This is a genomic window from Ruegeria sp. AO1 (assembly GCF_056535985.1).
In genome coordinates this window covers 2,205,187-2,225,151 of sequence record NZ_JBQFJC010000001.1, presented here as the reverse complement: position 1 = coordinate 2,225,151, position 19,965 = coordinate 2,205,187, and the positions used below count along the sequence as shown (strand labels likewise).

Annotated in this window: 23 protein-coding genes; 11 read left to right on the top strand and 12 right to left on the bottom strand. The window is 57.5% G+C overall.

Annotated elements, in window-relative coordinates:
• The first annotated feature begins 36 nt into the window (after positions 1-36).
• Complete coding sequence (locus ACR3FB_RS11020; RefSeq protein ID WP_170767010.1) at positions 37-606, top strand: cobalamin biosynthesis protein CobQ; 570 nt, start codon at positions 37-39, stop codon at positions 604-606.
• 67 nt (positions 607-673) lie between these two features.
• Here ACR3FB_RS11020 and ACR3FB_RS11015 read toward each other — a convergent pair whose 3' ends face one another.
• The gene (locus ACR3FB_RS11015) at positions 674-994 is read right to left on the bottom strand and encodes a DUF6280 family protein (RefSeq protein WP_108785849.1); all 321 of its coding nucleotides are present in this window, start codon (positions 992-994) and stop codon (positions 674-676) included.
• Positions 995-1,212: 218 nt separating this feature from the next.
• Here ACR3FB_RS11015 and efp point away from each other — a divergent pair, with 218 nt between their 5' ends.
• Positions 1,213-1,776, top strand: a complete 564-nt coding sequence (efp, locus tag ACR3FB_RS11010; protein WP_170459112.1) for an elongation factor P — start codon at positions 1,213-1,215, stop codon at positions 1,774-1,776.
• 58 nt (positions 1,777-1,834) lie between these two features.
• On the opposite strand, the gene ACR3FB_RS11005 is transcribed toward efp, so the two are convergent.
• From ACR3FB_RS11005 to ACR3FB_RS10995, 3 genes are all read right to left on the bottom strand, one after another.
• Positions 1,835-2,770, bottom strand: a complete 936-nt coding sequence (locus ACR3FB_RS11005; RefSeq protein ID WP_170465832.1) for an ABC transporter transmembrane domain-containing protein — start codon at positions 2,768-2,770, stop codon at positions 1,835-1,837.
• Between the two features lie 108 nt (positions 2,771-2,878).
• Complete coding sequence (gene ygfZ, locus ACR3FB_RS11000; RefSeq protein ID WP_480563862.1) at positions 2,879-3,616, bottom strand: CAF17-like 4Fe-4S cluster assembly/insertion protein YgfZ; 738 nt, start codon at positions 3,614-3,616, stop codon at positions 2,879-2,881.
• An 89-nt stretch (positions 3,617-3,705) separates the two neighbouring features.
• The gene (locus tag ACR3FB_RS10995; protein WP_480563864.1) at positions 3,706-4,533 is read right to left on the bottom strand and encodes a hypothetical protein; all 828 of its coding nucleotides are present in this window, start codon (positions 4,531-4,533) and stop codon (positions 3,706-3,708) included.
• A gap of 103 nt (positions 4,534-4,636) precedes the next feature.
• Between ACR3FB_RS10995 and ACR3FB_RS10990 the strand changes: the two genes are divergently transcribed.
• Entirely contained in the window at positions 4,637-5,407 is a 771-nt protein-coding gene (locus tag ACR3FB_RS10990) for an alpha/beta hydrolase (protein WP_480563866.1), read from the top strand.
• Positions 5,408-6,157: 750 nt separating this feature from the next.
• On the opposite strand, the gene ACR3FB_RS10985 is transcribed toward ACR3FB_RS10990, so the two are convergent.
• Positions 6,158-6,439: a DUF1496 domain-containing protein gene (locus ACR3FB_RS10985; RefSeq protein ID WP_480563868.1), complete on the bottom strand. Its 282-nt coding sequence runs from the start codon at positions 6,437-6,439 to the stop codon at positions 6,158-6,160.
• 356 nt (positions 6,440-6,795) lie between these two features.
• On the opposite strand from ACR3FB_RS10985, the gene ACR3FB_RS10980 reads away from it, so the two are divergent.
• The gene (locus ACR3FB_RS10980) at positions 6,796-7,425 is read left to right on the top strand and encodes a class I SAM-dependent methyltransferase (protein WP_425083136.1); all 630 of its coding nucleotides are present in this window, start codon (positions 6,796-6,798) and stop codon (positions 7,423-7,425) included.
• Entirely contained in the window at positions 7,425-8,111 is a 687-nt protein-coding gene (locus tag ACR3FB_RS10975) for an ATP-binding protein (RefSeq protein ID WP_480563870.1), read from the top strand. Before ACR3FB_RS10980 ends, ACR3FB_RS10975 begins: the two co-directional genes overlap by 1 nt.
• A 1,043-nt stretch (positions 8,112-9,154) precedes the next feature.
• On the opposite strand, the gene parE is transcribed toward ACR3FB_RS10975, so the two are convergent.
• A complete protein-coding gene (gene parE / locus ACR3FB_RS10970; RefSeq protein WP_480563875.1) occupies positions 9,155-11,113 on the bottom strand; it encodes a DNA topoisomerase IV subunit B in 1,959 nt (652 codons plus the stop codon).
• Between the two features lie 111 nt (positions 11,114-11,224).
• Positions 11,225-11,773 carry an NYN domain-containing protein gene (locus ACR3FB_RS10965; RefSeq protein ID WP_480563877.1) on the bottom strand — a complete coding sequence of 183 codons (549 nt, stop codon included), beginning with the start codon at positions 11,771-11,773 and terminating at the stop codon, positions 11,225-11,227.
• A gap of 155 nt (positions 11,774-11,928) precedes the next feature.
• On the opposite strand from ACR3FB_RS10965, the gene ACR3FB_RS10960 reads away from it, so the two are divergent.
• From ACR3FB_RS10960 to ACR3FB_RS10950, 3 genes are all read left to right on the top strand, one after another.
• On the top strand, positions 11,929-12,537 hold the full coding sequence (locus tag ACR3FB_RS10960; protein ID WP_170640922.1) for a peroxidase-related enzyme: 609 nt from the start codon (positions 11,929-11,931) through the stop codon (positions 12,535-12,537).
• Positions 12,538-12,661: 124 nt separating this feature from the next.
• On the top strand, positions 12,662-13,591 hold the full coding sequence (gene ppk2, locus ACR3FB_RS10955) for a polyphosphate kinase 2 (RefSeq protein ID WP_480563880.1): 930 nt from the start codon (positions 12,662-12,664) through the stop codon (positions 13,589-13,591).
• Between the two features lie 150 nt (positions 13,592-13,741).
• Positions 13,742-15,094 (top strand): MATE family efflux transporter, encoded by a 1,353-nt coding sequence (locus ACR3FB_RS10950; RefSeq protein ID WP_425083131.1) that lies wholly within the window; start codon positions 13,742-13,744, stop codon positions 15,092-15,094.
• 3 nt (positions 15,095-15,097) lie between these two features.
• Here ACR3FB_RS10950 and ACR3FB_RS10945 read toward each other — a convergent pair whose 3' ends face one another.
• On the bottom strand, positions 15,098-15,499 hold the full coding sequence (locus tag ACR3FB_RS10945; protein ID WP_170721660.1) for a hypothetical protein: 402 nt from the start codon (positions 15,497-15,499) through the stop codon (positions 15,098-15,100).
• Positions 15,500-15,612: 113 nt separating this feature from the next.
• Complete coding sequence (locus ACR3FB_RS10940) at positions 15,613-16,815, bottom strand: pyridoxal phosphate-dependent aminotransferase (RefSeq protein WP_170666396.1); 1,203 nt, start codon at positions 16,813-16,815, stop codon at positions 15,613-15,615.
• Positions 16,816-16,907: 92 nt separating this feature from the next.
• Here ACR3FB_RS10940 and ACR3FB_RS10935 point away from each other — a divergent pair, with 92 nt between their 5' ends.
• The 3 genes from ACR3FB_RS10935 to ACR3FB_RS10925 all read left to right on the top strand — a co-directional run bounded on the left by ACR3FB_RS10935 (position 16,908) and on the right by ACR3FB_RS10925 (position 18,131).
• Positions 16,908-17,306: a helix-turn-helix transcriptional regulator gene (locus ACR3FB_RS10935; protein ID WP_170374367.1), complete on the top strand. Its 399-nt coding sequence runs from the start codon at positions 16,908-16,910 to the stop codon at positions 17,304-17,306.
• Positions 17,299-17,556 (top strand): succinate dehydrogenase assembly factor 2, encoded by a 258-nt coding sequence (locus tag ACR3FB_RS10930; RefSeq protein ID WP_480563883.1) that lies wholly within the window; start codon positions 17,299-17,301, stop codon positions 17,554-17,556. The genes ACR3FB_RS10935 and ACR3FB_RS10930 overlap by 8 nt, the downstream gene beginning before the upstream one ends.
• Before the next feature lie 77 nt (positions 17,557-17,633).
• Entirely contained in the window at positions 17,634-18,131 is a 498-nt protein-coding gene (locus ACR3FB_RS10925; RefSeq protein WP_480563885.1) for a MarR family winged helix-turn-helix transcriptional regulator, read from the top strand.
• Here the strand turns inward: ACR3FB_RS10925 and ACR3FB_RS10920 are convergent.
• From ACR3FB_RS10920 to ACR3FB_RS10910, 3 genes are read right to left on the bottom strand one after another with little or no spacing between them, the layout of a single operon-like run.
• The gene (locus ACR3FB_RS10920; RefSeq protein ID WP_480563887.1) at positions 18,125-18,838 is read right to left on the bottom strand and encodes a DUF1194 domain-containing protein; all 714 of its coding nucleotides are present in this window, start codon (positions 18,836-18,838) and stop codon (positions 18,125-18,127) included. The two genes, ACR3FB_RS10925 and ACR3FB_RS10920, sit on opposite strands and share 7 nt — an antisense overlap.
• Entirely contained in the window at positions 18,835-19,569 is a 735-nt protein-coding gene (locus tag ACR3FB_RS10915; protein ID WP_480563889.1) for a DUF1194 domain-containing protein, read from the bottom strand. The genes ACR3FB_RS10920 and ACR3FB_RS10915 overlap by 4 nt, the downstream gene beginning before the upstream one ends.
• Positions 19,536-19,964: a VOC family protein gene (locus tag ACR3FB_RS10910; protein WP_170374130.1), complete on the bottom strand. Its 429-nt coding sequence runs from the start codon at positions 19,962-19,964 to the stop codon at positions 19,536-19,538. The genes ACR3FB_RS10915 and ACR3FB_RS10910 overlap by 34 nt, the downstream gene beginning before the upstream one ends.
• Position 19,965 lies beyond the last annotated feature (1 nt).

Below are 19,965 nucleotides of genomic sequence, written 5' to 3'. Positions count from 1 at the left end.
AAATGACCTGATTTGACGCCAAAGGGAAAGCCCCAGATGAACACGCCTGCGCATCTTTTGATCGGCGCAGCCGCCTTTGCGCGGCCTGCACGCGGGCGCATACTTTGGGCGGCCGTGCTGGGGTCGCTGTTGCCGGATCTGTCGCTGTACCTGATGGCAGGAGTATCGCTGCATATTCTGAACATTCCACCCCATGTGGTGTTCGATGAACTCTATTTTTCACCGCAATGGCAGACGGTTTTCGCAATCGACAACTCGTTCATCCTGTGGGGGCTGGCACTGGCGCTGGGGCTCTGGCGGGGATGGCGGGTCCTGACGGTTGCGGCGTCGGCCGGATTATTGCATCTGCTGATGGATTTCGGTCTGCATGCGGGGGACGGGCGCCCTCATTTCTGGCCGCTGAGCGATTGGGTCTTTCACAGTCCGGTCAGCTATTGGGACACGTCGCATCACTCGATTTGGGTCATGCCGGTGTCAATTGCGCTTTGCGTCGGCTCTTATGTCGTGCTTTGGAGCAGGGGGCTGTCGCTGTCCGCAAAGCTCTTCTTTGCGCTGCTGCTGGCGGCCGAGATCTGGGTCGCGCGGCAGTGGATTCTGTTTTTCTAGACAGAGCCAAAGAAAAACGCGCCCCAAAGTCTGGAGGCGCGCTTTTTCGTAGTGAAATCGCCTTGGGTCAGGCGGCTTCGGCTTGTTGAGCGGCGTTGCGACGCTCGCTTTCTTCGCGTGACAGGGCGACGGAAGTCCGCACACCACGGCCAACGAAGTCCATCAGTCCGCTAACAACCCGCTCGTTCGGGTCAATACCCGCGCAGGACAGCACCTCGCGACCATCGCGCGAGCGGGCCCAGCGGGCGATTTGTTCGGGGCCATTGCCGTATTTCTTGTCATCGGCGATGGCATCATCCAGTGCGGCCAGCACAACAGCCGCGAAAAGTTTACGCGCACGATTGCCTTGCTCATTGTTAAAGGCAGTGCCGTCAACGAAATCTCTCATCTCGTCTTCCTTGTTGTTCTTGCTCTTGCATTTTCGGCGTGACGGTCCTTATGACCTATTAGCTCCGATTCGGATACAGCTAAAATGCATAGTTGCGTTGCGTCATTTGCATGGCTTGCTGCATGTGCAGCACTAGGTGTCGTTGTCTTGTCAGGGATGGTCCTGCCAGATATAGGGACGACAACTGACGCATCAACCGTTTGTGAAGGAATTATGTCATGCCCAAGATCAATGGGAACGAAATTCGCCCCGGCAACGTGCTTGAGCATAATGACGGGCTGTGGGCGGCTGTAAAAGTAGACCACGTAAAGCCGGGTAAAGGCGGTGCTTTTGCGCAGGTCGAATTGCGCAACCTGCGCAACGGGTCAAAACTGAACGAACGGTTCCGGTCGGCGGATAAGGTCGAGCGTGTTCGGCTGGAGCAGAAAGATCAGCAGTTCCTGTACGAATCTGATGGCATGCTGGTGTTCATGGATGCAGAGACCTATGAGCAGATCGAACTGCCTGCCGACCTGCTGGGCGAGCGTCGCCCGTTTCTGCAGGACGGCATGACCATCGTGGTCGAGTTCTACGAATCCGAGGCGCTGAACGCCACGCTGCCCCAAAAGGTCACCTGCCAGATCGTTGAGACCGAACCGGTGGTCAAAGGTCAGACGGCTGCGAACTCGTTCAAACCGGCGGTTCTGGACAATGGCGTGAAGGTCATGGTGCCTCCGTTCATCGGTCAGGACGAGATGATCGTGGTGAACACCGAAACCATGGAATATTCCGAGCGCGCCTGATTGCCGCCCATATGTACTCGCAAAAGACCGCGCCAGCCTGTCGCTGCGCGGTCTTTTTTTATGCGCGGTGGCGATAGCGTGTCGGGTCTGGGCCGAATAGCTCTAGCATCAGCTCATACTTGATCCTGTTGGCACTGACTTGCCGATAAAAGGCGATCAGGAAGGCCGTTGGTCCCTGAATGCGGCCGAGGCCACTGGTGGCAGCCACAACGGTCCCCACATCGGTTTTGCCTTCAAGCACCAGCCAGCCGCCCAGCATCAATATGCCGACCGTTCCCGCGCCATTGATCACACTCAGCAGGAACTTGGCCGAGAGCTTCCACAGAAACATTCGCTTGCGGGTTTCATAGATGTCGTCGAACAGGGCATTGATATCCTGCTCGACCGCGTCAAGATCCTCGGTTGTCAGCTGATCGGTCGCACTGCGCAGGATGCGGACGCGTTCGGCCACGAAGACATTCACTTTGCGCTGCGAGACCAGAACGATGATGATCTGCGGCACGATCATCGAAAAGGCGATCAGGCCCAGCCCCGGCTGCGTGGATGAGATATAGCCGATGACACTGATCAACGTGCCGATCTGGACCACCGGGTCCGAGAATGCGCCGCCTGCGAATTTGCCCAGCTCCTCCGCCTCGGCCGAGATTGCCGTGGTCATGGTGCCCTTGCGCACGCTCTCGCCGGTTTCGTTGATGTCTGAGGACCGCCAAAGCAGGCGTTGGCGGATCAAGCGGATCATGTCCTCGCCCAAAGTACCCGCGCGGTAGCCCAGAACCCATTTCAACGCGAGGCTCAGCAAGATCACCCCCATCATGCCAAGCCCCAGATAGACCAGGCGTTCCGCCCCAACATCGAGCGAGGTCAGATGGTTGACGATTGCGCGTTGAAACTCCAGCGGAACAGCGGCCAGAGCGGCCACGGCCACCGAGAGTAGGATCAGTAGGATCTGACGCCCGGCGCTTGCGCGCCAGATTGCGGAATAAAGTCTGAGCATGCGGGTATCCGGTTCATTCGAATAGCCGCACTGTGGCAGGGCAGGGACCGGGGTTCAAAGGGTCAGCGTTGAGACCGCTTTGGTCACGTGCCGATTGGGCAACAAGTATCAGTCGATCAGACGGATCGTGGCAGCGTCGGCCTGCATGTCACCTGTAGCCCGATCAAAGCGCAGATAGGCGATGGCGTGGCCGCCCGATTGTGTGAACAGGGTGCCCACCGGCTTGCCATTGGCCTCAATCGCGCTGCCCACAGGTGCTGCCCCGTCGATGGCGACGCGACACAGTCCTTTGCGCAGCTCAGTCTTGTGTTTCATGCGCGCGGTCACTTCCTGACCAACATAGCAGCCCTTTTTGAAGTCGACGCCTCGCAGCGGCTCCAATCGGGATTCGAGGATATAGCTGTCGGGGTGCAATTCGATGCCGGTTTCGGGGATGCAATGGCGCACGCGGATTGCTTCCCAATCGGTACCATCATCGCTTTCCGACGACGCGATGTAAGCCCGCCATCCCAAGTCAGGATGACGCGGGTCAGGCAAGGCGCCCTCTGGCGCAGGCCCGGTGCCGCGCTGCAGGTTCAGATCCGAGACCTCGATCGCCACATCCGCCCGCAGCTTGTACATGCTCAGCCGTTTGATCAGGCCATCCGCCAACGACTCGGCCACGTCCAACAACACGGCGTCGCCGTCGCGTTTCAGGAAGAAATCGGCCAGGTATTTGCCCTGCGGCGTCAATAGGGCGGCATAGACCAGCCCTGCATCCAGCCCGCTGATGTCATTGGTGATCAGGTCCTGCAAAAAGCTCTCGGTATCCGAGCCGGTCAGGCGCAATATGCGACGGGTTGGCATGGCGTGGTCCTTATCATCTGCCTCGGCCCCGAGATATAGGGAGTTTTGCGGTCAAGACCAGTGGGTTTCGGCGCTTTGCAACGCCTGAGCTAGCTGTCCGTCTGCGCCTTGTTTGGACTTTCAGGCGCTGTTTCGGTCACCTCCTGCGGCGCGTCAGGATGCAGTGTTGTCCGCAGCTCGACAATGGATTTCCCCAATCGGAAGGGCGCGGCAAAGCTGACAAGACACAGCGCCACGATCTGTAGAACAAGAATGTGGGCGTTGGCCTGCAGATACTCCCATTCATCTTTCAGCTTGCTGACCTGCTCGATCAACTCATCATAGCTTTGGGCGAGGATCAGATAGTCTCCGGCAATCGCGGGGACCTTGCGGCGCATATTGTCAATGGCGGTCTGGGTTTCTTCATCCAGCGAGGTGAAGACCAGAAACTGTTCAATATCGAAGGCGTTGGCCGTGGCGGCCATCTCTTCCATCTCGTCCTTGTCTTGCCGTCCGAACAGGAAGTGCAACCCTTGTAGGGGGGCCACCTCATTCGTGACGGCGATGAATAGGGGCAGGTCGGTATTGCTGGCAGTTGAGGCCGACAGAAACTCGACCTTTTCGCACAAGACACCGGTATCTGGATCATAGGCCGGGTCGCAAAACCGCAACCGGAACCGCGCGGCATCACGGTCAAACGCCGAGGATGCCGCATAGGCCACGTCTATCTGCCGATCCAGTCGCGAGCTGTCGGAAGTATAAAGCCCTGCCAGAACGGCCACCAGCGCGCCGATCCCGCCGAGGACAACCCAAACCAGATCAGCCAACTTCCACGCCCTGTGCCCGGCCGGTTTACGAAACAGAAAGCCCGTTCCGACCGATCCGATCAGGAAGAACAGGATCAGCAGAGGCAATTGGTTTTCGGTCACAAAAGTCATGAGACAAGTTTAAGTGGTCCGCCCCCTCACGCAACAGCGATCACGCGCAGTTGTTTCGTCTTTCAGGATGATCATACTGGGCGGAAATAGGTGGGAGGTTTTGATGACGAAGCATATTGTCCTGATCCACGGCGCATTTGCCGGTCCTTGGTGTATGGAGAGTTACGCCGGTTTCTACCGTGACCGAGGTTGGACAGTCCACACCCCGGCGCTGCGGTATCACGACGCCGACCCCAAGGCCGAGCCGGACCCGGGCCTGACCGACACAAGCGTCATGGACTATGCGGATGATATCGCGGCGTTGGTTGAAGGGCTCGACAGCAAACCCGTGCTGTTGGGCCACGCCATTGCCGGTGTCGTGGCGCAACAGGTCGCCGCGCGCGGCCTGGCCAGCGCCATTGTTCTGATTAACCCTAACGCGGCCTGGGGCACTCTGCCCGAGACCGACGACGAACGCGCCGTTCCACGTGCGTTGATGGAGGGTGGGGCCTTCTGGAAGCAGCCGATGCGGGTTGATTTCGATCTCATGGCCCCGTTCGCGCTGAATAAGCTGCCCGAGGCGCAACAACACGCGGTCTTCGATCGGCTCGGCCCGGAAAGCGGGCGCGTTATGTTCGAGATGTTCTTCTGGATGTTCGACGACCATCACGCGATGAAAGTGGACATCGATAAGGTCGACTGCCCCGTGCTGATCGTCTCCGGTACCGAGGACCGGGCCGTGAACCCCAGCACCTGCCACGCCCTAGCGGACCTCTACGGAGACCGTGCGACTTTCATGCCCGCCGAAAACCACGCACATTTCCTGTTCATGGAGCCAGGGTGGGAGGGACCAGCAGCGCAGATCGCGGACTGGCTGGACCAGAAGCTAGGGTAGGCACTGGATGCCTCTACCACTCCAGCCAGTCTGACTTTTTTCAAGTCGTATCGAGTGCCAATTGCGCGAGTAGGTCTAACTCTAGCACCTGAGGTCACGCACTGATCGTCTCGGCAACGTTCCAGCAATTCGGCGGCAAAGTCGAAGACGTCAGGATCGACCGGATTGTGACCTTCCCGAATGAGCCTTCGAGCTCGTGTACAAAAAACCATGTGATAGCGCCTGAAATGACGCGCCTGCACCCGATAAAATACTCTCGAAACAGGGTCTGCTCCTTTCAGGGCCAATCTACTTCGTTCAGAATGGAGCTTGTATCGTCGCAGATTGGGGCTTCATTGTCAGACTGAGGTCCATCGGCCGCAATATACAGTCGTACCGGTTCGTCTCAAACACGGTCCTGTTTTGTCTGGGTGCTTGAAGATCAGAATGAGAATCGGAGGCATTGATAGGTGTTTGCGTTCGTTGCTATGCGCTAGGGTTCGATCCTTACTTTCATGCAGAGAACAAACCGGTCTTTCTGAGGCGCTTTTGGGTGTACCAAATGCGACTTGTAGACCCCTCAACAGTCTCAAGCAATCGATCCTACTTGAGGCATGTGCACAAAGGTGTCCTTGAGCGAGCATTCAGATCGTGCGAGCAGGGCAGGCTTTCTGCCCCGCCACAACAGAGAAAAATGAAGGGCGGTGTGGGGCAGGAATGCCGTGAGAGAATATGTCGCCTACAGCAGTATTCTGTGTTGCGAATAGCCCTTTAGTTGTTGGTCGAAAATGTGCTTTGTGGTCTCCACTTAAGCGTGCCGTCACTGTCTCGATGACAACGCAGCAGGCGCTCTTGTACGGTCGTGATCGTGTTGGTGACGGTGTTGTCGCCCACCATCAAAACGAAAGCGTCCTCGGAATAGGCCAAGCCTTCGTAATAGCAGAACCGGGTCTCGGCCCCATCCGGCATAGGTGATGCAAGGCTAAGCGTTTGCTGCGCGCTAGTCGTTGAGGCCAGCAGGGTTACCGCCAGCCCGAGGGTGAATGCTTTCATATCGTCCTCCCTTATTGGAAATCAGTTGGTCAAATGGGTCGTGGACGCTCTGAACCTCAGATGTCGTTCTTGGATAACGGACTGCATGTAAGTGTGAACGAGATCAACAGGTTAGGCAAGGGGATTGCGCGCGCCAGCAGAAATGTAGCTTTTCAAGGGCGGGAGCAGCTTTGCAGCGCGAGTGAGATAGGACACGCTCGCCATTCTATCCGATCGTTTGGACTCTCGTCGAAATTCACCTGTGGCGAACGGGGCACAAGCTCAATAGTTCTTGATCAGCCCTTCAATCTGCATCAAATCATAAAGGCACAATCTACGAGCAGCTTTACCGCGCTGTCGCAACAAGGGAAGTCAGTATGAAAACAGGCGCAAAGGGTGATACCTACTACGGCAAAACCGCCCGGAACTACGAAAAACGCCGGACCAAGCAGGAATGGTGGGGCGTGGAGCAGCGCGAAATGGCCAGCCTGCTTGATCTGCTTCCGGACGGTTTGCGCGTGTTGGATGTGCCTTTTGGTACGGGTCGCTTTGTGCCCTACTACCTGAAAAAGAGCTTCACCGTTCAGGGCCTCGATGCCTCCCACGAGATGCTGGCGACAGCCAAGGACATTCTGGGTGATGATTTCGCCAAATGCACGACCTCAACCGGCACTGCCATGTCGCTGGAGTTCGATGACGGCGCCTTTGACCTCGTTGTCAGCACCCGGTTCATTCGGGACATCATTGTAGCAAGTGACGCGAAAAAAGCGCTGGCAGAGTTTGCGCGGGTGACCCGGAAATATGCGATCATTCAACTGGGCGAAAACACGCGCGATCAAAGTGATCCAGTGGACCCAAATGTGGTGTTTGGCAGCCGGTTGTCCGCTGCGGATAACGCCGAAATGCTGGCCTCTGTTGGCCTGAAGGTCGTCGAGAAACGTCTGGTGAAAAGCGACGAGAAGGAAAACTCTCACATCTATCACGTGCTGTGTGAAAAAGCCGCCTGATGATCGTTGAGATGGTAGGTCTTCCTGGCTCTGGGAAGACAACTCTGGCAAAGGCGGTGCGCACGGCGGGCAAGCGTGAGGGGGTGGATATCCTGCTGCCCTACGGCTCGGACCTCGAGACGCAGCTGAACCCTCGTACGCCGCGCTATGTGAAGCGCCACGGCCATCGCAGGCTTTTGTACAGCAGCATCCTGTTTGCCAATGACCACCCCGAACTTATCTCCTTTTGCAGACAGATGCGGCCTTCGGGGGCCGAGGCGGATGAGTTTTTGTTCTCCCTAAACGGCGCGCTCTACCAGAACGCTCGGGACAAGGGCGAGGGCGTGTACTTGTTTGACGAAAGCTTCCTTCAGCGTGGTGTGAACCTGCTGATGGACCAATCGCGGCTTGAGGCTTATCTGCCGCTTGTCCCTCTGCCGGATCTGGTCGTGCATCTGCACGTCGAGGCGCAAGTCGCCTTTGACCGTTGCATTGACCGTCGTGGAAGCGGTGACGATATCCGCGAGAAAGTGACCTCCAAATTCGGGGATGCAGGCCAATTCGAGCATCGTGCGGCATTGAACCAGTTCAGCGTTGATGCGGTTGAAGGGAGAGGGGCCGAGGTCCTGCAACTCGACGGAACAGAGGCCGTTGACCTCCTGGCGCAAGTCGTTGTCGAAGCGTGTCTGGCGAAATCAAACAGCTGATCGGATTGGGTTTGATGTCAGCAGACACCAGTTTTAGGCTGCTTTTCTTATTGCTGCACGCTACCCGACCAAGGCTTGATACATAGCATCATGAACGCGCCCGACTCACCCCTCAAGGCGGGCGCGATAAGTGTAGCTCTTTTGAATGGGTGTTTCCGCCCACCTGGATTCACCCAAACGATAGGCGCGAGTACCGTGCCTTCGTCGGCGGTTGAGTGGATTTTAGTTAATTGAGTTTAGTTGGGGTGCTGACACTCACTCCAGAAACTCTGAAGTTTTGGTCAAAGCTTAAAATCAACCGGTATTCGAATATCAATTCATAGCGAGTCAGCGAAGAGAGCCAGGATGGACTAACTTCTCTATACTGCTCGATCGTCCAGCGGGCGGTTACTTGGTAAATCGGCTGAGTGTCAAAGCGCGGTTGGAAATTCTGGGACCATTGCCTATTCAAGCCACTAAATCGAAACTTTTGATACTCTAGCCATGTCAAGGTGCGGTCAGCGCTCCCTAGACTACTTGCAACACGAAAAACGCAAACCTCTGCACCTGATCCCGTTCCCACCCGCTCCCAATCCAATTCAAGTAAGTTTGGCTCTTCTTTTTCGCGCTCATTTTTTTCCAAACAACTCACAACGTCTGGATAGCGCCACAGAGCTAGTCTGTATCTCATCCATTGCGGATGCAGGTTATCTACAACTTTTCCTAAAAAAGGAAGGGATCGGTTTCTTGATTGGCTAAGTGATCATATTCAATAGTGCAGCTATTGTCGGTGCGGCAACTTTCCCAGAAACCGAGGGGGTTTTCTTCCTCAAGAATAATAAAACAGCTACAAACCCACACGAGTGACGATGCAACTGCCAAGACCTGAGTGCGCTAAATATTCATTGACCTTACCGAAACGTAGCAAAGAGTATTTGGAAGCTCTGCTACCAATCTAAAAGTCCCAAAAATTGAAGCTAGTCGGAAATAGCTTGCCAGCGGTAAGTGCTATCTATCTTGTTAAAAACGCGGGTAATTGTTCAACGAACAATCACGCCCGTTGATCAAACATCAAGCTCCTCCACAAACCGCGCGTTCTCCTGAATGTACTGGAACCGCAGTTCGGGTTTTTTGCCCATCAGTCGCTCGACCAGGTCGCCGGTCTCGCCGGGTTCGTCCTCGTCGATGGTGACGCGGATCAGTTTGCGCGAAGCGGGGTCCATCGTGGTCTCTTTCAGGTCCTTGGCGTCCATTTCGCCCAGACCTTTGAAGCGTGAGACGTCGATCTTGCCTTTGCCGCCCAGTCCTTTTTCCAGCCACTCGTCGCGCTCGGCCTCGTCCAGGCAATAGACGCGCTTGGCGCCCTGGGTCAGGCGGTAGAGGGGCGGGCAGGCCAGATACAGGTGACCCGCGTCGATCATGGAGCGCATCTGGGTGAAGAAGAACGTCATCAATAGCGAGGCAATATGCGCCCCGTCCACATCAGCGTCGGTCATGATGATGATCTTGTCATAGCGCAGGTCATCGACGTTGAACTTGGTGCCAAGGCCCACACCCAGAGCTTGGGTCAGGTCGTTGATCTCGGCATTGGTACCCAGTTTCGAACTGGCCGCGCCCAGCACATTCAGGATTTTGCCGCGCAGGGGCAAAAGGGCCTGTGTCTTGCGATCGCGACCCATTTTGGCAGAACCGCCCGCCGAGTCGCCCTCGACGATGAATAACTCGGTGCCGTCGCGTGTTGAACTAGAGCAATCCACCAGCTTGCCGGGGAGACGAAGTTTCTTAGTGGCGGATTTGCGTTGTGTTTCCTTCTCGGCCCGTCGGCGCAGACGTTCCTCAGCCCTCAGGATGAGGAAGTCCAGAATCGCGCCGGCAGATTTCGTGTCAGCCGCCAACCAGTTGTCGAAATGGTCACGGACCGAGTTTTCGACCAGCCGCTGTGCCTCGACCGTTGCAAGACGATCCTTGGTCTGGCCGACGAATTCGGGCTCGGAGATGAAACACGACACCAGCGCGCAACCGCCGGTGATCAGGTCGTCGCGGGTGATCTGACCGGCTTTCTTGTTGTTGATCAGCTCACCGTAGGCCTTGATCCCCTTGAGAACCGCCGCCCAGAATCCGGCCACATGGGTGCCGCCTTCGGGCGTAGGGACGGTGTTACAGTAGGATTGAATGAACCCGTCGCGCGAGGGCGTCCAGTTTATCGCCCATTCGACCTTGCCAGGTGTTCCGAATTTCTCGTTAAAGTCCACGGTGCCGGCAAAGGGCTGCTCGGCGTAGGTCGAGGAGCCGTTCATCGTTTCCTTCAGGTAATCGCTGAGGCCGCCGGGGAAGTGAAAGGTGGCCTCGGTCGGGGTCTCGCCGTCGTCGATGGCGGATTTCCAGCGGATTTCGACGCCCGAGAAAAGGTAGGCCTTGGAGCGGATGGATTTGAACAGCCGCGCCGGTTTGAACTTGTGATGGCCGAAGATCTCGGCATCCGCGTGGAAGGTCACGGTAGTGCCGCGCCGGTTCGGGGCCGCGCCGACCTTTTCGACCGGACCCAGAGGGATTCCACGCGAGAACCGTTGTTCAAACAGCGTCTTGTCCCGCGCCACTTGCACGACCATCGAATCCGACAGCGCGTTCACGACCGACGCACCCACGCCGTGCAGACCGCCCGAGGTCTGATAGGCCTTGCCCGAGAATTTACCGCCCGCGTGCAGGGTGCATAGGATGACCTCAAGCGCGGATTTATCTGGAAATTTGGGGTGCGGGTCGATCGGAATGCCACGCCCGTTGTCGCGCACCGTCAGGGCGTAGTCTGCGTGCAGCTCGACCTCGATCCGGTTGGCGTGACCAGCGACCGCCTCGTCCATCGAGTTGTCGAGGATCTCGGCGACCATATGGTGCAAAGCGCGCTCATCCGTGCCGCCGATATACATACCGGGGCGTTTTCGGACCGGCTCCAACCCTTCAAGCACCTCGATCGAGGAGGCGTCGTAGGTGGCGGTCGCGCTGGGCGTCAACAGATCGTCGGGCATCGGTGCTGCTCTTGTTTTTGAGTTTCCCCCATTATGGCAGGTGATGTGGGTCGGGGGAAGAGGGACCCGAGGTATTGTGGATGGATTGCCCAAATGTCGGCGATTGACACCCTACAAAGACAGCCAAAGCGCCCCATCCCTGTATCCACCACGCACGGAATATTCCGGTTGCAAAACCGCGCCAAACTCCTCGGCCCAGTCGCGGAAGCGGTCGTTTGATACGACAATTGCTCCGAAATCTTTAGCAACTTGCAGCACCAGGGGGTCGGCGGGCGAGCCGCTGGGGGCCACCATGACGCGATCCTCGGGCAGGTTTAGCAGATCGGCAAGGGCGTTGTGGTGCAAGTAGCGGCCCTTGATCTTGTAGCCCACGTTAGCGTCGAAGACCACGCCGGGCGTTAGACCGGCGCCGGTCAGTTTCTCGACTACTTCCCGCACCGTTTCTATGCGAGGCTCGCCATCCTTCCAATGCATGACATTCGATCCATCGACAACAGCCCAGCTGCGAGGCTTGCGTTTAAGCCATCTTGCCAGGATCAAAAGCGCACTGGCCATGGCGCAAGGGGCAGTTAGCAAAAGCCAATCGGTAGAAATCAGAGAGAGCGCGGCAAAGGCAGTAGCGGCGGAGGATAGAAGAAAAGCAATAATGAGAATACGCACGGTGGCCTCTGGCAAGGAATCGCGTCTGGGGTGAAGAATATGGAGGGAGTTCAACCCTTTTGGCATCTGTTTTCAATAGCGGTTGATTGTTTGCCTCAAATGTAGCCAAGCTGTGTGTGACCTAAAATGTTCAAGGAAAAAGGGGCCTCGTTTCAATGAGCTGGATCAAAACCGTGCCATTTCAGGAAGCGACTGGTAAGCTGAAAAAGTTGTATGACCGGGTGACCGGGCCCGACAATAATGTGGACAACATCATGATGGCGCATTCCCTGCGCCCGCATTCGATGGAAGGCCACATGACGCTGTACAAGAATGTGCTGCACCATTCCGCCAACACGATCCCTAAATGGTTTCTAGAGACGCTTGGCGTTTGGGTCAGTGCGTTGAACACCTGTTCCTATTGCGTCGAGCATCACTTCAACGGTCTGCAACGGCTGCTGGCCGATCCGCCAAGGGGTGACGCGATCCGCGCGGCGATTGAGGCGGGCGATCCAGAGGCCGCGCCTTTGAACGCGGCGCAGATCGCAGCGATGCACTATGCGCGCAAGTTGACCGAAGCACCCGGCGCCATGGTCGAGGCCGATGTCACAGCCCTGCGCGACGCCGGGTGGGACGACGGAGAAATCCTCGAGATCAACCAGGTCTGCGCCTATTTCAACTACGCCAACCGGACGGTTCTGGGTTTGGGCTGTTCGACTAAGGGGGATGCGCTGGGGCTGTCGCCCAACAATTCCGACAATCCCGATGATTGGGGGCATCGCTAGGTTGCTCGTCTCGGAAACCCCGGTTTTTTCGTCGAAATTCGTTCCAATTTGATCCCAATCAACGCAGGATCTTGCGCTTTCTGCTAGCTGGTTCTCAAGACAAGAACAACAAGAGGACAGCTGAATGGAAACGACCGCCCAGAAGAAACCCGAAGCCGTTAGCATCAAGGTAGTGCCCACACCTGCACCCGAACCGGCCGTGCCCAGCGCCGAGAAGATTCGGCACGCGTTCGAAAGCGGGAAGTACCCCTATGGTCGTAAGATGGCGCGCAAGGACTACGAGGCGCAGAAGGCCAAGTTGCAGGCCGAATTGCTGAAGGTTCAGCATTGGGCTCAGGATACCGGTCAGCGGTTCGTGTTGTTGTTCGAGGGTCGCGACGCTGCGGGCAAGGGCGGTACCATCAAGCGCTTCATGGAACATCTCAACCCGCGTCAGGCACGTGTTGTTGCGCTGAACAAGCCCACGTGGGAGGAGAAAGGCCAGTGGTACTACCAGCGCTACATTCAGGAACTGCCCACCGTTGGTGAAATGGTGTTCTACGACCGCTCCTGGTACAACCGCGCGGGTGTTGAGCGGGTGATGGGGTTCTGTGATCCTAACGAGTATCTGGAATTCATGCGTCAAACCCCGGATTTGGAGCGGATGCTGGTGCGCTCGGGCATCAATCTCTACAAATACTGGTTCTCGGTCACGCAGGAAGAGCAACAACGCCGCTTCAAGAGCCGTGAAACCGATCCGTTGAAACAGTGGAAGCTGTCGCCCATCGACAAGGCGAGCCTAGACAAGTGGGACGACTACACTGAGGCGAAAGAGGCGATGTTCTTCTACACCGACACCGCTGACGCGCCATGGACCGTTGTCAAATCCAACGACAAGAAACGCGCGCGCCTGAACTGCATGCGCCATTTCCTGTCGACGCTGGATTATCCGGACAAAGACGTGTCCATAGTTGATCGGCCTGATCCGCTGATCGTCGGTCAGGCGCATCATGTGATTCACCGCTCGGATCATATTCTGGGAACAGCGCTGCACCCGGACGCCAAATCCAACTAAAACGCAAAGTGGAAAGAAGCCGTTGAGTGCCAAATTTCAACGGCTTCTTTCTTTCGGCGGGCATCCATCCAAAGTCTCACACTGAGTTTTTCTTTTCTGCCTTGATTTTGGGCAGGGCGCGGGCCTATGGCTGGCGAGATGACGAAAGTGATGACATATCCCGCCCATTTCCGGGCGATTGCTGTGCTTGGCTTGCCGCTGGTTGGCGGGCATTTGGCGCAGTTCGCAATCGGCCTGACCGATACGGTGATGCTCGGCTGGTACGGGGTTGAGGCCCTGGCCGCAGTGACGCTGGCGAGCAGCTACTACTTTGTGTTGTTTCTGTTTGGGGCCGGATTTGGCTGGGCCGTTATGCCAATGGTTGCGACGGCCGCGGCGGAAGAGGACGAGACTAGCATCCGACGCTCGACTCGCATGGGTTTGTGGCTGTCACTGCTCTACGCCGCGTTGATGATGCCGCTGCTGTGGTGGTCCTATCCCATCCTGATTGCCCTGAAACAGGAGCCGCAGGTGGCGCAGACCGCCTCGGAATATCTTCGCGTTGCAGGATGGGGGCTGTTTCCTGCGCTGCTGGTGATGGTGCTGAAGTCCTATCTGGCCGCGTTGGAGCGTACTCAGATCGTGTTGTGGATTACCGTGATCGCCGCGGTCGTGAATGGTGTCACCAATTATGCCCTGATCTTCGGCAATTGGGGCGCGCCCGAGCTTGGGGTCATGGGGGCAGCGATTGCGTCCGTGGTGACGCAGATTGTGTCTCTGGTTGCGGTTATTATCTATGCGGTTCGGGTGCTGCCGGAACACAGCTTGTTTCAACGCTTCTGGCGGCCGGATTGGGACATGTTTGGCCGGGTTCTGCGGCTGGGCGTTCCGATTGGACTGACCACACTGGCCGAAGTCACTCTGTTTGCGACCTCGGCGATCATGATGGGTTGGCTGGGGCAGGTGCCGCTGGCGGCGCATGGGATTGCGCTCAACCTCGCTTCGGCGACCTTCATGGTTCATCTGGGCCTGTCAAACGCGGCGACCATTCGCGCGGGCAATGCGCTGGGCCGCCGCGACCGCGCTCATCTGGAGCGTGGCGCGATTGCGGTTACCGGCATGTCTCTGGTCGTGTCCGTGCTGACGATCATACTGTTCCTGACTTGTGCCGAGCCTCTGATCTCATTGTTTATGGAGGCCGACAACGCGCAGCGCGGCGAGATTTTGGCGATTGGCACAGGCCTTTTGGCCATGGCAGCCCTGTTTCAGCTGGTCGATGGTGCGCAGGTTATAGCGCTGGGCCTGCTGCGCGGGTTGCAGGATGCACAAGTGCCGATGATCATGGCTGCCCTCAGCTATTGGGTGATCGGAATCCCGGCCTCTTACTATTTCGGCTTCGTGCAGGGCATGGACGGGATCGGCGTCTGGATGGGCCTTGTGCTTGGGCTGGCCTTTGCGGCGGTCCTGCTGATGGCCCGCTTCTGGATGCGATCTGTCCGCGAGGTTGGCGTACCGGCCGAGTAGCCCTCAGCCGCCCTTCAGCCGGTCCGCTTTCTTGCGCACCAGAACCGAGCGCAGATCGTGCATCGCCATCAACAGCCGGTCGGTTACCTCTTCAAGTTGTTCTTCCGAGGCTTTTGACTGCGCCCATTGCGTGGTCAGGTTCAGGTAGTCGACGGCCCGGTGAATATCGTCGATATCGCGCTGGGCCAGCAGGGCTTTGCGCGCATCCATCCATCGGGCGATCTCGGCCTTGTCGGCCTCGGTCAGGCTGCGTTGACCATGCGGCTTGACCTCTCCGTTTCGGATATTGATGACCGCGATCTGATCCATCTCGATCCGCTGCTGCCGGTTCTCAGTGTCGATCTTGAACACCACGGCCCCGTTTTCTCGGACACGGAAATAATACTCTGGCAGCTCTGCGGTCATGCGTGGCTCCGGCTTAGATCGCTTTGCGTTTGATTTGAATCGAATTACGCTGCCTCTCCCTTCGGTCGAACGCGCATTTCGACAATCTTGCTTCAGATAAAACGCAAAACGCTTTAGGTCAAAGAGGCACAGAAACGCTGGATACGCGTGCAGGCCTCGGTCAATGCCTCATCCGAGGTGGCGTAGCTGACCCGGAAGTTCGGCGACAGGCCAAAGGCTGCACCGAAGACGACGGCAACGTCATGTTCTTCCAGTAGGGCGGTGGCAAAGGACTCATCCGAGTCGATCACCGTGCCTTGCGGCGTGGTCTTGCCAATCAGCCCCGCGATTGAGGGGTAGACGTAAAACGCGCCCTCGGGCGTCGGGCAGGTGATCCCGTCGATGGCGTTCAACATGCCGACGACCAGATCGCGACGGCGTTTGAATGTCTCATTGTTGGGGGCCAGAAAGTCCTGCGTGCCGTTCAACGCCTCTACCGCTGCCCATTGGCTGACCGAGCAAGGGTTCGACGTAGACTGGGACTGGATCTTACGCATAGCGGCAATGATCTCGACCGGACCAGCGGCATAGCCGATCCGCCAGCCGGTCATCGCATAGGCTTTGGAGACGCCGTTGCAGGTCAGCGTGCGATCATAGAGGCCGGACTCAACTTCGGCCGGGGTGCAGAACTCAAACCCGTCATAGGCGAGGTGTTCATACATATCGTCCGACATGATCCAGACATGCGGGTGGCGCATCAGAACGTCGGTCAGCGCTTTCAACTCGTCCCGGCTGTAGCCCGCGCCTGTGGGATTCGAGGGCGAGTTGAAAATGAACCACTTGGTCTTGGGGGTGATCGCGGCTTCGAGCTGCTCGGCCGTCAGTTTGAAGCTGTTTTCCAACGTGGTCTCGACCACAACAGGCGTTCCGCCTGCCAGCAGAACCATATCGGGATAGCTGACCCAATAGGGCGCCGGAATCAGAACCTCATCGCCTTCGTTCATCGTTGCCATCAGCGCGTTGTAGAGCGTCTGCTTACCGCCCGTTCCGACTGAGATCTGCGCGGGCGTATAGTCCAGCCCGTGATCGCGTTTCATCTTGGCGCAGGCCGCCTGTTTCAGCTCGGCAATGCCATCGGGCGCAGTGTATTTGGTCTTGCCCGCAGCGATGGCTGCGACAGCTGCATCCTTGATGTTCTGCGGCGTATCGAAATCCGGCTCACCCGCGCTAAGGGCGATGATATCGCGCCCGGCGGCTTTCAACTCGGCCGCTTTTGCGGTCATCGCGACGGTCGGAGAGGGTTTTACGCGTGACAATGTCGCAGACAGGAAACTCATGAGCGGCCTCGGTTTGTATGTTCAACTTGTCTGTCATAGGGTGCGCCCGATTGACGATCAAGCTGTATGACACACCAGAATTGGAGACCCCGATGAACGACGAAACCGACTGGTACGGACCGGATGCTGCAACGTTCGGAGACAGACTGGCCGGGGCGCGCGAAGCGGCGGGGATGACACAAGCACAATTGGCGCGTCGTCTGGGTGTCAAGAAGGCAACGATCGCGGCCTGGGAAAACGACCTGTCCGAACCGCGCGCCAATCGCTTGTCGATGATGGCGGGCATGATCAACGTCTCGATCATGTGGCTGCTGACCGGTGAAGGCGAAGGCATGGAGGCCCCCGTTGAAGAAGGCGAAGCCAGTCTGGAACTGGCAGGCGCGGTTGCCGAATTGCGTGCCATTCGTGGCGAGATGCGGGCCAGCGCAGAGCGGGCCGCCCGCTTGGAAAAGAAACTGCGTTTGATGCTGGAGCAGGACAAGAATGACTGAAACACGCGAGGTCCGGATCAAACGCCTGCAAATGCGCTCCATGCGGCGGGGGATCAAAGAGATGGATCTGATCCTGTCGGCTTATGCCGAACGCAACCTGAACACGATGGATACGGCCGGGCTGGATTTGTATGACGCGCTTCTGCAGGAAAACGATCAGGACCTGTATCAATGGGTCACAGGGCAGGTCAATACGCCTGATCCTTTCGCTGATCTGATCGCAGATATCGCGCAAACATTTCAAAAATAAAGAAAATCAGACTTAACCGATTTTTCGGAAATTCAGGTCATCGTGTCTGAAACGACACGGCTGAATCGGAGGGTCGGATGAGTATGGAAATGCAGGTCTCTGCGTCGGGGGCCAAAGGCTTCATGACCAGTTATCTTAAGGCGCTCGCTCTGGTCGAGCGTCTGCATCGTCTGTTGCTGGACGTCATCAAGGATGAGTTCGAACGGGTGGGCGTGCTGGAAATCAACGCGGTTCAGGCGCTTTTGCTGTTCAACATCGGCGATCATGAGGTGACCGCCGGCGAATTGAAAAGCCGCGGCTACTATCAGGGCAGCAATGTCAGCTACAACCTCAAGAAACTGGTCGAGATGGGGTATATGCACCACCAACGCTGCGAGATTGACCGGCGCTCGGTCCGCGTCCGTCTGACGCCACAGGGGCGCGAGATTCGGGATATCGTGTCCGAGCTGTTCCTGCGCCATGCCGAAGGGTTGCAGAATCGCGGCGTGCTGGGGTCGGAGGGGATCGAGGATATCACCACTTCGCTGCGTCGGGTCGAACGCTATTGGACGGACCAGATTCGTTATATCTACTGATCAGAGGCTTGGGATAGGATGATTCCTTGCAGCTCTCGGATCAGTTTGCGGGTCATGGCGTCCTCATAGGCCTGAAAACCCAGTGCGACCTCGACAAACGCATCAGGGCCAAGGATGACCCAAGCGTTGTAGTAGGCGGACAGCTCTCCAATCTGGACATCCCGTTGGTCGCCGTAGTTGGAGTCGTCGACACCGATCACCAAACCGTTGATGGTAATGCCAGTATCCTGAAGCAGTGCTTTGGCGGCACGTGGATGGAGGCCGAGATTGTGTTTCCCATCTCCGGACAAATCCAGAGTGCGCTTCCAACACTCCGGTTGTTGGCTCAAAAGGTCCGCGCCAAACAGCATCGCATCGCCCACTGCTGTACCTTGCGGCGCGGCGCTGCGGGTCACGTCGCCCAGTCTCGCCGCGATCCTGCCTAGATCAGATTCGGTGCGGATTTCGGTCCATTTTACAAGCACGCGCTGATGGCCGGGTTCGCTCCACTCGAACACGGCCAGGCGAACGGGATATGCCGGGTTTGCCAAAAGGATTTTGCGGATTTCAGGGCGTCGCAACGCAGCAGCCAAACCATCAATCTGCAACCTGTACTCGTGAACGTCCACAGAGCCGGACACGTCCAACCCAAGCGCCAGAGCTTGACGGCATTGCGCCGAAACGGATCCTGCTAAAAGGCAAACAACAAGCGCGAGCAACCTTGTCATCTATGGCCTGTTTCTTGCAGAGATCCCAATTGCAGGCCGCTCAATTCTCGTTCCAGCTTGCGGCGCATGGCACGCTCAAAGTCTTCAAACCCCTGCGCGATTTCAAGAAAAGCACCCGGTCCGTGCAGGACGTTTTCTTCGAAGAAAGGAACCAGAAATAACTCGCCCTCGAAATCGGCGGCATTGATCACCAACCCGTTCACCGTGACAGCGTCGAAAGGGAAATGCTTGTAGGCGATTTTGGGGCCATAACCATCATTATTCGCCCCGTCGCCGGACAGATCGATGGTTTGAAACAGACAGTCTGGACCATCCTTTAGCATAGTGGCCCCGTAAGCCAGCGCATGCCCCATGGCGGTGGCAGACCCGGAATCTGACCGATCGGACTGGCTGATCCGGGTTGCCGCGGCCAGCAGGTCGCCTTCGTTTTCGATCAACTTCCAGGGTAAGACAACGTGCTGGGTGGATCGGCCGCTCCATTCATAAACGGCCAGCGCAACAGGGGCGGGAGACGAGAAAAAAGCGGCCTGAACCTCGGGCGCGAGCATCGCGGCGGCAAGGCCCCGACGTTGCAGCGCATCCTCGGCCTGATCTACGGAGACCGAGATATCCAGCGCCAGCAAAAGGGCCAACCGGCAGTCTTCGGCCTGCGCGGGGCTGGCCAACGCGGCCAACCCCAGTGCTGTCAGAGTGCGGATCACCAGTGCCCGGTACTCTCCATGCTGCTCCATGGCTCGGCGGGCTCAAGTGCGTCACCGTTTTGCAGCAACTCGACCGAGATGTTGTCGGGCGAGCGAATGAACGCCATCCGACCGTCGCGTGGCGGGCGGTTGATCACGACGCCATTGTCCTGCAGGTGCTGGCAGGTCTCGTAGATGTTGTCGACCCCATAGGCGAGATGACCGAAATGACGACTGTCACTCGGCAGCGCATCGTCACCGTCCCAGTTATAGGTCAGCTCGAGCGGGCGATCCTCCTGCCCGGGAGGGGCCATGAAGATCAGCGTGAACCGGCCTTGTTCACTTTCGTGGCGCCGCGTTTCCTTCAGGCCCAGCAGCTCATAGAACGCCATTGATTTCTCAAGATCCTTCACGCGGACCATGGTGTGCAAATATCTCAGCCCCATC